Source organism: Streptomyces sp. NPDC103540, from assembly GCF_055584445.1.
The window spans coordinates 1-13,136 of sequence record NZ_JBVJMA010000006.1 but is presented as its reverse complement, the minus strand read 5'-3'; the positions used below and the strand labels follow the sequence as shown (position 1 = coordinate 13,136).

Sequence of the window (13,136 nt, the reverse complement as noted above, 5' to 3'; positions counted from 1 at the left end):
CCCGTTTCGGGGGCGCGGTTTCCGGGACGATTCCGGCCAGAACCCTCGGCTGGGAGGCCCCATGCTCCACCCCCTGAAGAAGCGCGCCGCCGTCATGCTGTCCGTGTCCACCGTCGTCGCCGCCCTCGCGGGCCCCGTCACCGCCGCGCCGGCCGCGCCCGCGCCCGTGGACCGGTCCGCCGTCGCAGCGCTGACCTGGACCGGCTGCGCGACCCCCCGGCACCCGACGCTCCAGTGCGCCTCCCTCAAGGTCCCCCTCGACCACGACGCCCCCGCCGGACGACAGATCTCCCTGGCCCTGACCCGCGTCCCGCACACCGCCGCCCGCTCCCAGGGGCCGCTGCTGGTCAACCCCGGCGGGCCGGGCGGCAGCGGTCGGGCGCTGGCCGGCTTCGTGGCCTCCGCCCTGCCCAAGGACGTGGCAGCCCAGTACGACGTCATCGGCTTCGACCCCCGGGGCGTGGGCCGCAGCGAGCCCGCCCTGGACTGCGGCGGCAACCACTTCAAGCCCGTACGACCGGACTCCGTCCCCCTGGAGCCGGCCGTGGAGCGCGCCAACCTCGACCGGGTCCGCGCCTTCGCCGAGTCCTGCCAGGCCCGGCACGCGGACGTGCTCCCGCACATCGGCACCGTCTCCGCCGCCCGTGACCTGGAGGTGCTGCGCGTCGCGCTCGGGGCGCCCCGGCTGAGCTACTTCGGCTACTCCTACGGGACCTACCTGGGCGCGGTGTACGCGAAGCTGCACCCGGACCGGGTGCACCGCCTCGTGCTGGACTCCGTGGTGGACCCGGCCGGCGTCTGGTACCAGGACAACCTCGCCCAGGACGTGGCCTTCGACGCCCGCCACAAGGCCTTCCTGGCCTGGGTGGCCGAGCACGACGCCACCTACCGCCTCGGCGACGACCCGGCCCGGGTCGAGGCCCGCTGGTACGGGATGCGCGAGGGCCTGCGGCAGAAGGCGGCGGGCGGCAAGGTGGGTCCGGCCGAGCTGGAGGACACCTACATGCCGGGCGGCTACTTCAACGGCTACTGGCCCGCGCTCGCCGAGGCCTTCGCCGCGTACGCGCGCGAGGGCGACAGCAAGCCGCTGGTGGCCGCGTACGAGCGGTTCGGCGCGGTGGAGCCCTCGGCAGGCAACAGCTACAGCGTCTACACGGCGGTGCAGTGCCGCGACTCGGCCTGGCCCCGGGACTGGAACCGGTGGCGGGCCGACATGTGGGCCACGCACGCCAAGGCGCCCTTCATGACCTGGAACAACGCCTGGTACAACGCGCCCTGCGCGTTCTGGCCCGGTGAGCAGCTCCAGGCCCCGGACGTGACCAACGACGCCCTTCCGCCGGCCCTGCTCTTCCAGGCGACCGAGGACGCCGCGACGCCGTTCGAGGGCGCGGTGAGCATGCGCGAGAAGCTGGCGGGCTCGCACCTGGTGGTGGAGCAGGGCGGCGGCAACCACGGGATCGCGCTGAGCGGCAACAAGTGCCTCGACGACAAGCTCGCCGCCTACCTGCGCACGGGCGCCGCGAGCGATGCCACCTGTCCCGCGCAGAGCGCGCCGAAGCCGACCACCGCGACCCGCGCGGTGCCCGCGTCGGCGGGCGGGGCGGCCCTGCACGGGTTGCTGGGCTTCCGCGGCTGATCCCTTCCGGCCCGCCTCTGACAAGATCGTCCGCATGACGACACCGATATCCGCGTCCGGCTCCCCGGCCGCGACCCCGACCCCGTCCGGCTCCGCCGAGGGCGGTCACCTCACCCGGGTCGCGGCCCCCGAGGGCGTCAGCGGCGGCGCCGGCTACAGCCACGTGGTGTGGGGCACGGGCCGCTTCGTGGCGATCTCGGGGCAGTGTTCCTTCGACGAGGCGGGCGAGCTGGTCGGCGAGGGGGATCCCGCCGCCCAGGCCCGTCAGGTCTTCGAGAACCTGCGCCGGTGCCTGGCGGCGGCGGGTGCCACGTTCGACGACGTGGTGAAGCTGACGTACTTCGTCACGGACGTGGCACACCTCCCCGCGGTACGGGCGGCCCGCGCCGAGGTGATCGCGGCGGACCGGGTGCCGGCCTCCTCCGCGGTGCAGGTCGCCGCCCTGGTCCGGCCGGAACTCCTCGTGGAGATCGACGCCTTCGCGATCGTCCCGGAGCCGGCCCGCGCCTGAGCCGCCGCCCGGCCGCCCCTCCCCCGGGCCGCCGTCCACCCCGGCCGTCGGACCCCGGTCGCCGGGCCTCGGGCGTCGGGCCTCGGGCCTCGGGCGTCGGGCGTCGGGCGTCGGGCCCCGGGCGTCGAACCCCGGTCGCCGGGCCTCGGGCGTCGGGCCCCGGCCGTCGGGCCTCGGGCGTCGGGCCCCGGTCGTCGGGCCTCAGGCGTCGGGCCGGCCGGCCGCCAGTCGGCCGAGGCCGGCCGTGGCCGCCACCGCCAGCCGGGGGTGCGACTGGGCCCGCACCAGGACCCCGCGGGCCCGCGCGTCGCCCAGGTCTCCGAGCCCCTCCACGCAGGCCAGCGCCACCCGCCAGTACGGGTCGTGCGGCGCGAGCAGCCGGTCCAGGGTGGCGATCAGGGCCGGGACCGACTCGGGCGCCCGCAGCGCGGCCAACAGTCGCACCGGGTGCAGGGCGTACGCGGTGCGCAGGGTGTTGGTGGCCAGTGCGGCGGCCGCCCGGGCCGTGCGCGGGTCGCCGAGGACGGCGAGGGCCTGGGCGGCGGCCTCGCAGCGCGCCGGGTCCCGGTGGTTGAGGAGCAGCACCAGGGGTTCGAAGGCCCGGCGGTCCCCCGCCAGCCCCAGCCGGTAGGCGGCCAGTTCGCGGGACCACAGGGGGCGGCCGGCCGAGGACAGGGACGCGGCGAGCGCGTCGGGGTCCGCCGCGAGCAGCCTCCCGTACTCCGGGGAACCGTCCGCTTCCAGTCGTAGGCGCTCCAAGACGTCGTTCACGCGCCCACCCTAGGGCGGGCGGGGGCGGCGTACGTCACATCCGGCGGTATCTCCCCTGCTCTGGCCAAGCAGTTACCGACGAGTTACTCTCCCTTCAACACGTACGGGGCAGGCCTGGTGACGCAGCCGCCCCGTGCCAGTCGGTTCGGTACCGCAGGTACCGCGGCCCGTACGGGTCTCCGTTCGCGGAGCTCGCTGCGGCGCCTCGCACCGTGTTTCCACGCGGCGCGGCCCCCGGGACGGGGTCCGCCGTTCCCTCCCCCTCGGGGTCTTCGCGCGGCCGTCTCCCTCGGGCCGCGTCCTCGGGTTCACGCGCACCGCGTTCCTCCTCCGCGTTCGCGCCGCACACGGGACCGCGCCCGCGCGCCCCCGGCGGCGTACCCGCGGCCGCGCGCGCTCCCACCGGCCGCGCACGTGCGCCGCGCGCCGGACCACAGAAGTCGTCACCCTCTTCCACTGGAGTCCGCGATGGACCTTCCGTCCACGTCCGGTCAGTCCGCTTCCGCCCGTCCCGCCCTCGCCACCATCGCCGTCGTCGGTCTCGGCACGATGGGCTCCGGCATCGCCGAGGTGCTCGCCCGCGCCGGCCGCGAGGTCGTCGGCATCGACGTGAGCGAGGCCGCCGCCCGGCGCGCCGGCGCCGCGCTCGCCGCCTCGACCGCCCGTTCCGTGGCCAAGGAGCGGCTCACCGAGCAGGAGCGCGAGGCCGTCCTCGCCCGCTTCCGCACCTTCACCGACCTCGCGGCCGCCGCCGACGCGGACCTGGTCATCGAGGTGGTGCCGGAGGAGTACGAGCTCAAGCAGCGGGTCTTCCGCGAGCTCGACTCGATCGTCCGGCCGGACACGATCCTGGCGACGGGCACCAACGCCCTGTCGGTGACCCGGCTGGCCGCCGAGTCGCTGCGCCCCGAGCGGGTGCTGGGCCTGCACTTCTTCAACCCGGCGCCGGCGATGAAGCTGGTCGAGATCGTCTCCTGCGTGCTCACCGCGCCGCCCGCCGTCGAGGCGGTCACGGCCCTGGCCTCGGAGCTGGGCAAGCAGCCCGTCGCCGTGGGCGACCGGCCCGGTTTCGTCGCGGACGGCCTGCTGTTCGGCTACCTCAACCAGGCCGCCGCGATGTACGAGGCCAAGTACGCCTCCCGCGAGGACATCGACGCCGCGATGCGGCTCGGCTGCGGGCTGCCGATGGGCCCGTTGGCGCTGCTCGACCTGATCGGCGTGGACACCGCCCGTACGGTGCTGGAGGCCATGTACGCCTCCTCCGGGGACCGGCTGCACGCCCCGGCCCCCATCCTGGGGCACCTCGCCGAGGCGGGCCTGACCGGGCAGAAGTCCGGCCGGGGCTTCTACACGTACGAGGCTCCGGGCAGCTCCGTCGCGGTCCGCGACCTCCAGACGCCGCCCGACGGTTCCCTGCTGGGGACCGGCCGGCCGGTCTCCTCGGTCGGCGTGGCCGGCTCGGGGACGATGGCGAGCGGGATCGCCCAGGTCTTCGCGCAGGCCGGCTACGACGTGGTGCTGGCCGCGCGCGGCCAGGAGAAGGCGGAGGCCGCGAAGGCCGCGATCGGCAAGTCCTTGGGCCGTGCGGTGTCCAAGGGCCGGCTGACCGCGGAGGCCGCGGAGCTGACGCTGGGGCGGATCACGCCGGCGGGTTCGCTGGAGGCCTTCTCGGAGGTGGACCTCGCGGTGGAGGCCGTCGCCGAGGACCTGGCGATCAAGCAGGAGCTGTTCGCGAACCTGGACAAGGTCTGTCGGCCGGGCGCGGTGCTGGCCACCACGACGTCCTCGCTGCCGGTGATCGCCGTCGCGCGGGCGACGTCGCGTCCGCAGGACGTGATCGGGATGCACTTCTTCAACCCGGCGCCGGCGATGAAGCTGGTCGAGGTGGTGCGCACGGTCCTGACGGCGGACGACGTGCACGCCACCGTCCGCGAGGTCTGCCTGAAGGTGCGCAAGCACCCGGTGGACTGCGGGGACCGGGCCGGCTTCATCGTGAACGCGCTGCTGTTCCCGTACCTCAACAACGCGATCAAGATGGTCGAGCAGCACTACGCGACCCTCGACGACATCGACGCCGCGATGAAGCTGGGCGGCGGCTACCCGATGGGCCCCTTCGAGCTCCTCGACGTGGTCGGCCTGGACGTGTCGCTGGCCATCGAGAAGGTCCTCCACCAGGAGTTCCGCGACCCGGGCCTGGCGCCCTCCCCGCTGCTGGAGCACCTGGTGGCGGCGGGATGCCTGGGCCGGAAGACCGGCCGCGGATTCCGTGAGTACGCCCGCCGGTAACCAGGCGGGCCCCGAGCGGGATGCGTGGGGAGGGCTGCTCGGGTCCGCCGGACCCTCACGGCGGACGAACCCTTCCGAGCCCAGTGCGGGCTCTCCCCCGCATCCACCCCCGTCCCACCCCCCTCAGGCGCGCTCCCCTGCGCGAATGAAGTACTTTCGCTCTATGTCCCAGCCCGCCAAGACCTCGCCCCGCGCCTCCGCGCCCTCCGACGTCCCGGAGAGCGCCGCCGGCACGCGGGCGGCCGCTCAGCGGCTCAAGATGCGCCGTGAGCTCGCCGCCGCGGCCATGGAGCTGTTCGCGACCAAGGGGTACGAGGCCACGACGGTCGACGAGATCGCGGCGACGGCCGGGGTGGCGCGCAGGACCTTCTTCCGGCACTTCCGGTCCAAGGAAGAGGCGATCTTCCCGGACCACGACGACACCCTGACCCGCGCCGAGGCGGTCCTGGACGTGGCGCCGGCGCACGAGCACCCGCTCGACACGGTGTGCCGGGGGATCAAGGAGGTCATGAAGATGTACGCCGCCTCCCCGGCGGTGTCCGTGGAGCGCTACCGGCTGACCCGCGAGGTGCCGGCGCTGCGCGAGCGGGAGATCGCCTCGGTGGCCCGGTACGAGCGGCTGTTCACCCGCTACCTGCTGGCCCACTTCGACGAGACCGAGCACCACGACGGCAACGACGACCCGCTGCTGGCGGAGGTGGCCGCCTCCGCGGTGGTGACCGCCCACAACCACGTGCTGCGGCGCTGGCTGCGCGCCGGCGGTCAGGGGGACGTGGAGGCGCAGCTGGACCACGCCTTCTCCATCGTCCGCAAGACCTTCGGATCGGGCATCGGGGCAGGCCGTACGCAGGGCGCTCCGGCGCCGGCGCCGGAGCCGGCGGCGGTGCGGACCGAGGGCGAGGTGCTCGTCGCGGTGGCGCGTACGGACGCTCCGCTGGACGAGGTCATGCGCACGATCGAAGAGGCGCTCAAGAACAAGCGGTAGACGCTCGACGTCACACGCGTCACACCGGGCCGCCCCCGTATCGGGGGCGGCCCTCTTGTTTGTCCAAAATAGCCCTACTCGCGGGTAACTCTGATCGATCATCGCTCATCTGCGCAGGTCAATCGGCAAATGAGAGAAAGTTTTGGCACCCGGTGCCTTGTCGAGTGACACGGGGTGCCATACGTTGAATCTCGTCCGGACGTCCCCGCGACCCACGCCCACTCGGCACGGAACGCGCCCCGGATGCCTGCGTCACCAGGCTCCCGCACACCTCACCACGGGTGTGCCCGCACCACCGCACCGCCGGACCGACGGCACTTCGCAGCACCTCGCAGCACCACCCACACGCTCCCACGCACGCACCGCGTATCCATTCGGCGCACCCTCATCAGCGCTCAGCCGGAGGCAATACCGTGAAGGACATCCTGGACGCGATTCAGTCGCAGTCCGCCACCGCCGCCGACTTCGCGGCCCTGCCGCTCCCCGACTCCTACCGCGCGATCACCGTGCACAAGGACGAGGTGGAGATGTTCGCCGGGCTCACCACCCGCGAGAAGGACCCCCGCAAGTCCCTGCACCTCGACCAGGTCCCCGTCCCCGAACTGGGCCCCGGCGAGGCACTGGTGGCCGTCATGGCCTCCTCCGTCAACTACAACTCCGTGTGGACCTCGATCTTCGAGCCGGTGTCCACCTTCAGCTTCCTGGAGCGCTACGGGCGCCTCTCTGAGCTCACCAAGCGCCACGACCTCCCGTACCACGTCATCGGCTCCGACCTCGCGGGCGTCGTGCTGCGCACCGGCCCCGGCGTCAACGCCTGGAACCCCGGCGACGAGGTCGTCGCGCACTGCCTGTCGGTCGAGCTGGAGTCCTCGGACGGCCACAACGACACGATGCTCGACCCCGAGCAGCGCATCTGGGGCTTCGAGACCAACTTCGGCGGCCTCGCGGAGATCGCCCTCGTCAAGTCCAACCAGCTGATGCCCAAGCCCGCCCACCTGAGCTGGGAGGAGGCCGCCTCCCCCGGCCTGGTCAACTCCACCGCCTACCGCCAGCTGGTCTCCCGCAACGGCGCCGGCATGAAGCAGGGCGACAACGTCCTCATCTGGGGCGCCAGCGGCGGCCTCGGCTCCTACGCCACCCAGTTCGCGCTGGCCGGCGGCGCCAACCCGATCTGCGTGGTCTCCTCGCCCGAGAAGGCCGACATCTGCCGGGCCATGGGCGCGACGTCGGTCATCGACCGCAACGCCGAGGGCTACCGCTTCTGGAAGGACGAGCACACCCAGGACCCGAAGGAGTGGAAGCGCTTCGGCAAGCGCATCCGCGAGCTGACCGGCGGCGAGGACATCGACATCGTCTTCGAGCACCCCGGCCGCGAGACCTTCGGCGCCAGCGTCTACGTCACCCGCAAGGGCGGCACCATCACCACCTGCGCCTCGACCTCGGGCTACATGCACGAGTACGACAACCGCTACCTGTGGATGTCCCTCAAGCGCATCATCGGCTCCCACTTCGCGAACTACCGCGAGGCCTGGGAGGCCAACCGCCTGATCGCCAAGGGCAAGATCCACCCCACCCTCTCGAAGGTCTACTCCCTGGAGGAGACCGGCCAGGCCGCCTACGACGTCCACCGCAACCTCCACCAGGGCAAGGTCGGCGTCCTCGCGCTCGCCCCGGAAGAGGGCCTGGGCGTGCGCGACCACGAGCTGCGCGCCACGCACCTCGACGCGATCAACCGCTTCCGGAACATCTGAGTCGGCTCAAAGGCCATAAGGATCGCCTGAGATGACAGAGCGCCAGAAAGACCGTCCGTGGCTCATGCGGACGTACGCCGGCCACTCCACGGCCGAGGCGTCCAACGAGCTGTACCGCCGCAACCTCGCCAAGGGCCAGACCGGCCTGTCCGTCGCGTTCGACCTCCCGACGCAGACGGGCTACGACCCCGACCACATCCTCGCCCGCGGCGAGGTCGGCCGGGTCGGGGTCCCGGTCTCGCACCTGGGCGACATGCGCCGGCTGTTCCAGGACATCCCCCTGGAACAGATGAACACCTCGATGACGATCAACGCCACCGCCATGTGGCTGCTGGCGCTCTACCAGGTGGCCGCCGAGGAGCAGGGCGCGGACATCGCCCTGCTCCAGGGCACCACCCAGAACGACATCGTCAAGGAGTACCTCTCGCGCGGGACGCACGTCTTCCCGCCGGGACCCTCGCTCCGCCTGACGACGGACATGATCGCGTACACGGTCAACCACATCCCGAAGTGGAACCCGATCAACATCTGCTCGTACCACCTCCAGGAGGCGGGGGCCACCCCCGTCCAGGAGATCTCGTACGCGATGTCCACCGCGATCGCCGTCCTCGACTCCGTCCGCGACTCGGGCCAGGTGCCCGAGGAGCGGTTCGGCGAGGTCGTCGCCCGCATCTCCTTCTTCGTGAACGCGGGCGTCCGCTTCATCGAGGAGATGTGCAAGATGCGCGCCTTCGGCCGCATCTGGGACAAGGTCACCCTGGAGCGCTACGGCATCGAGAACGCCAAGCAGCGCCGGTTCCGCTACGGCGTCCAGGTCAACTCCCTCGGCCTGACCGAGGCCCAGCCCGAGAACAACGTGCAGCGCATCGTCCTGGAGATGCTGGCCGTCACCCTCTCCAAGGACGCCCGCGCCCGCGCCGTGCAGCTGCCGGCCTGGAACGAGGCGCTGGGCCTGCCCCGCCCCTGGGACCAGCAGTGGTCGCTGCGCATCCAGCAGGTCCTGGCCCACGAGAGCGACCTGCTGGAGTACGAGGACATCTTCGCCGGCTCCCACGTCGTCGAGGCCAAGGTCGACTCCCTGGTCGCCGACTGCCTGGCCGAGATCGACCGGATCCAGGAGATGGGCGGCGCCATGGCCGCCGTCGAGTCCGGCTACCTGAAGTCCCGACTGGTCTCCTCGCACGCCGAGCGCCGCGCCCGGATCGAGGCCGGCGAGGACAAGATCGTCGGAGTGAACTGCTTCCAGCAGACGGAGGAGAACCCGCTCACCGCCGACCTGGACGGCGCGATCATGACCGTGGACGCGGCCGTGGAGGCCCTCACCGTCGAGCGCATCGGCCGCTGGCGCGCCGAGCGGCAGGAGTCCTCGGACCGGCAGGGCAACGGCGACCCGTTCGTCTTCCCGACCGTCGGGCAGGCCCTGGACCGGCTGAAGGAGGCCGCCGCCGGGACCGAGAACCTGATGGAGGCCACCCTGGAGTGCGCCCGGGCCGGCGTCACCACCGGCGAGTGGGCGAGCGCGCTGCGCGAGGTCTTCGGCGAGTTCCGCGCGCCGACCGGGGTCTCCTCGGCCCCGGTGGCCGTCACCGCCGAGGAGGGCACCCCGCTCGCCCTGGTCCGCGAGAAGGTCGCCCGCACCGCCGACGAGCTCGGCTCCGGACGCCTGCGCCTGCTGGTCGGCAAGCCCGGCCTGGACGGGCACTCCAACGGCGCCGAGCAGATCGCCGTCCGGGCCCGCGACGCCGGCTTCGAGGTGGTCTACCAGGGCATCCGGCTGACACCCGAGGAGATCTCCTCGGCGGCGCTGGCCGAGGACGTCCACTGCGTGGGACTGTCCATCCTGTCGGGCTCGCACAGCGCCCTCGTCCCCGACGTGCTGGAACGCCTGCGCACGGCGGGGGCGGGTGACATCCCGGTCATCGTCGGGGGCATCATTCCGAACGCCGACGCCGTCACCCTCAAGGCGGCGGGGGTGGCCGCCGTGTTCACCCCGAAGGACTTCGGCATCACGGAGATCATCGGCCGTATCGTCGACGAGATCCGCAAGGCCAACAAGCTCGACCCGATCGACATCGCTGCAAGCACGGAGGTCCCCGCATGACCACGCCAGTCCACCCGGTGAACCGCCTTCGCCCGCGTCGCTCCTGCCTCGCGGTACCGGGTTCGAACCCGCGCTTCCTGGAGAAGGCCCAGGGCCTGCCGGCCGACCAGGTCTTCCTCGACCTGGAGGACGCCTGCGCGCCGCTCGCCAAGGAAGGCGCCCGCCACACCATCGTGGACGCGCTGAACAACGGCGACTGGACGGGCAAGACCCGGGTCGTGCGCGTGAACGACTGGACCACCCACTGGACGTACCGCGACGTGATCACCGTCGTCGAGGGCGCCGGTCAGAACCTCGACTGCATCATGCTGCCGAAGGTCCAGGACGCCCAGCAGGTCATCGCCCTCGACCTCCTGCTGACCCAGATCGAGAAGACCATGGGCTTCGAGGTCGGCAAGATCGGCATCGAGGCGCAGATCGAGAACGCCAAGGGCCTGGTCAACGTCGACGAGATCGCCGCCGCCTCGCCCCGGCTGGAGACGATCATCTTCGGCCCCGCCGACTTCATGGCCTCGATCAACATGAAGTCCCTGGTCGTGGGCATGCAGCCGCCCGGCTACCCGGCGGACGCCTACCACTACATCCTCATGCGGATCCTGATGGCCGCCCGTACGCACAACCTCCAGGCCATCGACGGCCCCTTCCTCCAGATCCGCGACGTGGACGCGTACCGCGAGGTGGCCGGCCGGGCGGCGGCCCTGGGCTTCGACGGCAAGTGGGTCCTGCACCCGGGCCAGGTCGACGCGGCCAACGAGGTCTTCTCCCCCTCCCAGGAGGACTACGACCACGCCGAGCTGATCCTCGACGCCTACGACTGGTGCACCTCCGAGGCGGGCGGCAAGAAGGGCTCCGCGATGCTCGGCGACGAGATGATCGACGAGGCCAGCCGCAAGATGGCCCTGGTCATCGCGGGCAAGGGACGCGCCGCCGGCATGGAGCGCACCACCAAGTTCGAGATCCCCGAAAACTAGAAAGGCCCTGGACGCGATGCAGTTCGGACGCACCTACGAGGAATTCGAGGTCGGGGCGGTCTACAAGCACTGGCCCGGGAAGACGGTCACGGAGTACGACGACCACCTCTTCTGTCTGCTGACCATGAACCACCACCCGCTGCACATGGACAGCAACTACGCCGAGAACACGACCGACTTCGGCAAGAACGTCGTCGTGGGCAACTACATCTACTCGCTGCTGCTCGGCATGTCCGTGCCGGACGTCTCCGGGAAGGCCATCGCCAACCTGGAGATCGAGTCCCTGCGGCACGTGGCGCCGACCTTCCACGGCGACACGATCTACGGCGAGACCACGGTCCTCGACAAGACCCCTTCGAAGTCGAAGAACGACCGGGGCATCGTGTACGTGGAGACCAAGGGCTACAAGCAGGACGGCACCCTCGTCTGCGTCTTCCGGCGCAAGGTGATGGTCCCGACCGAGACGTACATCAAGGAGCGCGGCGGCGAGCAGCCCGGCCGGCCCCAGCTGAAGGAACAGGGGAAGTAGCCATGGCCCGACTCGCCCAGACCGCCGGCCTGACCGACGTCCAGCGGGAGATCCTGAAGACCGTCCGCGAATTCGTGGACAAGGAGATCATCCCGGTCGCGACCGAGCTGGAGCACCGTGACGAGTACCCGCAGCAGATCGTCGACGGCCTCAAGGAACTCGGCCTCTTCGGCCTGATGATCCCCGAGGAGTACGGCGGTCTGGGCGAGTCCCTCCTCACGTACGCGCTGTGCGTCGAGGAGATAGCGCGGGGGTGGATGTCCGTCTCGGGCATCATCAACACGCACTTCATCGTGGCGTACATGCTCAAGCAGCACGGCACGCAGGAGCAGAAGGACCACTTCCTGCCCCGGATGGCGCTGGGCGAGGTCCGCGGCGCGTTCTCCATGTCGGAGCCGGGCCTGGGCTCCGATGTGTCGGCCATCACCTCCAAGGCGGTGAAGGACGGCGACGAGTACGTCCTGAACGGCCAGAAGATGTGGCTGACGAACGGCGGCAGCTCGACGCTGGTGGCCGTCCTCGTCCGAAGTGACGAAGGACACCCCGAGGGCACGGCCCCCCACAAGTCGATGACGACCTTCCTCGTGGAGAAGGAGCCGGGCTTCGGAGAGGTCCGTCCGGGCCTGACCATCCCGGGCAAGATCGACAAAATGGGCTACAAGGGCGTCGACACGACCGAGCTCATCATGGACGGACTGCGCATTCCGGCCAATCGTGTCCTCGGCGGTCAGACCGGCCGAGGGTTTTACCAAATGATGGACGGGGTCGAGGTCGGCCGCGTCAACGTGGCGGCCCGTGGCTGCGGCGTCGCTCAGCGTGCGTTCGAGCTGGGCGTCTCCTATGCCCAACAACGTCACACTTTCGGCAAGGCGATCGCGGAACACCAGGCCATCCAGTTCAAGCTGGCCGAGATGGCTACCAAGGTCGAAGCCGCCCATGCGATGATGGTCAATGCAGCACGCAAAAAGGACTCAGGGGAACGAAACGACCTCGAAGCGGGGATGGCGAAGTACCTCGCCTCGGAATACTGCAAGGAGGTCGTGGAGGACGCCTTCCGCATCCACGGCGGGTACGGCTTCTCGAAGGAGTACGAGATCGAGCGTCTCTACCGGGAGGCCCCCATGCTGCTGATCGGTGAAGGTACCGCCGAGATCCAGAAAATGATCATCGGGCGACGCCTGCTCGAGGAGTACCGACTCCAGGGCTGAAAGTCCCTTTTGCGGTGGATCGCCCAGCGATCCACCGCGGAAGAGTCACTGCCAGTCACTGGCCGGCGGTCATCGACTCGGCTTCTGGCTTGCCCAGTTGTTGCGCGCAACCGATAGCATTCCAGTAAAGCCGCCGTCCCGTCCCCCCGTTTGCGGCGCGGCAATCACCCGCTACGAAGGTCATCCATGCCCCACAGCCAAACCTCTGCACCTCGCGACAGCCTCCTTGGCGTACGCCTCGCGCGCGGAGCATCGCCGTGGCTTCTGCCGACCGTCGCCACCGCGGCGCTCAGCCTCACCCGGGCGCGCAAGTCCGGGCGCTGGGCCGCGGCGGCCGTGCCCGCCACCGCGCTCGCCGCGGGCATGCTGTGGTTCTTCCGCGACCCC

The 13,136-nt window shown here is 71.1% G+C and carries 10 protein-coding genes and 1 pseudogene; 10 read left to right on the top strand and 1 reads right to left on the bottom strand.

Going from position 1 to position 13,136, the window contains the following annotated elements; genetic code table 11:
• Positions 1–61 precede the first annotated feature (61 nt).
• Both ACZ6ZI_RS15905 and ACZ6ZI_RS15900 read left to right on the top strand, forming a co-directional pair.
• Positions 62–1,636, top strand: a complete 1,575-nt coding sequence (locus ACZ6ZI_RS15905; protein WP_469520649.1) for an alpha/beta hydrolase — start codon at positions 62–64, stop codon at positions 1,634–1,636.
• 34 nt (positions 1,637–1,670) lie between these two features.
• Positions 1,671–2,147, top strand: coding sequence for a RidA family protein (locus tag ACZ6ZI_RS15900; protein WP_469520646.1), 477 nt, complete (start codon positions 1,671–1,673; stop codon positions 2,145–2,147).
• 201 nt (positions 2,148–2,348) lie between these two features.
• Here ACZ6ZI_RS15900 and ACZ6ZI_RS15895 read toward each other — a convergent pair whose 3' ends face one another.
• On the bottom strand, positions 2,349–2,918 hold the full coding sequence (locus ACZ6ZI_RS15895; RefSeq protein ID WP_469520643.1) for a HEAT repeat domain-containing protein: 570 nt from the start codon (positions 2,916–2,918) through the stop codon (positions 2,349–2,351).
• Positions 2,919–3,386: 468 nt separating this feature from the next.
• Between ACZ6ZI_RS15895 and ACZ6ZI_RS15890 the strand changes: the two genes are divergently transcribed.
• The 8 genes and pseudogenes from ACZ6ZI_RS15890 to ACZ6ZI_RS15855 all read left to right on the top strand — a co-directional run.
• On the top strand, positions 3,387–5,204 hold the full coding sequence (locus ACZ6ZI_RS15890; RefSeq protein ID WP_469520640.1) for a 3-hydroxyacyl-CoA dehydrogenase family protein: 1,818 nt from the start codon (positions 3,387–3,389) through the stop codon (positions 5,202–5,204).
• Between the two features lie 163 nt (positions 5,205–5,367).
• Positions 5,368–6,189, top strand: a complete 822-nt coding sequence (locus ACZ6ZI_RS15885) for a TetR family transcriptional regulator (protein ID WP_469520636.1) — start codon at positions 5,368–5,370, stop codon at positions 6,187–6,189.
• Between the two features lie 413 nt (positions 6,190–6,602).
• On the top strand, positions 6,603–7,940 hold the full coding sequence (gene ccrA / locus ACZ6ZI_RS15880; protein ID WP_363054757.1) for a crotonyl-CoA carboxylase/reductase: 1,338 nt from the start codon (positions 6,603–6,605) through the stop codon (positions 7,938–7,940).
• Positions 7,941–7,971: 31 nt separating this feature from the next.
• Positions 7,972–10,041 (top strand): protein meaA, encoded by a 2,070-nt coding sequence (locus ACZ6ZI_RS15875; RefSeq protein ID WP_469520632.1) that lies wholly within the window; start codon positions 7,972–7,974, stop codon positions 10,039–10,041.
• Positions 10,038–11,012, top strand: a complete 975-nt coding sequence (locus ACZ6ZI_RS15870; RefSeq protein WP_363054755.1) for an HpcH/HpaI aldolase/citrate lyase family protein — start codon at positions 10,038–10,040, stop codon at positions 11,010–11,012. Before ACZ6ZI_RS15875 ends, ACZ6ZI_RS15870 begins: the two co-directional genes overlap by 4 nt.
• A 16-nt stretch (positions 11,013–11,028) precedes the next feature.
• Complete coding sequence (locus ACZ6ZI_RS15865) at positions 11,029–11,541, top strand: MaoC family dehydratase (protein WP_030155134.1); 513 nt, start codon at positions 11,029–11,031, stop codon at positions 11,539–11,541.
• Between the two features lie 2 nt (positions 11,542–11,543).
• Positions 11,544–12,749 carry an acyl-CoA dehydrogenase family protein gene (locus tag ACZ6ZI_RS15860; protein WP_030868030.1) on the top strand — a complete coding sequence of 402 codons (1,206 nt, stop codon included), beginning with the start codon at positions 11,544–11,546 and terminating at the stop codon, positions 12,747–12,749.
• 186 nt (positions 12,750–12,935) lie between these two features.
• A pseudogene (locus ACZ6ZI_RS15855) lies at positions 12,936–13,136 on the top strand (phosphatidylserine decarboxylase); the annotation flags it as partial.

Excerpts from the sequence above, each read along its gene's own strand:
- ACZ6ZI_RS15905 (WP_469520649.1), top strand. The coding sequence starts at position 62 with ATGCTCCACCCCCTGAAGAAGCGCGCCGCCGTCATGCTGTCCGTGTCC.
- ACZ6ZI_RS15900 (WP_469520646.1), top strand. The coding sequence starts at position 1,671 with ATGACGACACCGATATCCGCGTCCGGCTCCCCGGCCGCGACCCCGACC.
- ACZ6ZI_RS15890 (WP_469520640.1), top strand. The coding sequence starts at position 3,387 with ATGGACCTTCCGTCCACGTCCGGTCAGTCCGCTTCCGCCCGTCCCGCC.
- ACZ6ZI_RS15885 (WP_469520636.1), top strand. The coding sequence starts at position 5,368 with ATGTCCCAGCCCGCCAAGACCTCGCCCCGCGCCTCCGCGCCCTCCGAC.
- ACZ6ZI_RS15875 (WP_469520632.1), top strand. The coding sequence starts at position 7,972 with ATGACAGAGCGCCAGAAAGACCGTCCGTGGCTCATGCGGACGTACGCC.
- ACZ6ZI_RS15870 (WP_363054755.1), top strand. The coding sequence starts at position 10,038 with ATGACCACGCCAGTCCACCCGGTGAACCGCCTTCGCCCGCGTCGCTCC.
- ACZ6ZI_RS15865 (WP_030155134.1), top strand. The coding sequence starts at position 11,029 with ATGCAGTTCGGACGCACCTACGAGGAATTCGAGGTCGGGGCGGTCTAC.
- ACZ6ZI_RS15860 (WP_030868030.1), top strand. The coding sequence starts at position 11,544 with ATGGCCCGACTCGCCCAGACCGCCGGCCTGACCGACGTCCAGCGGGAG.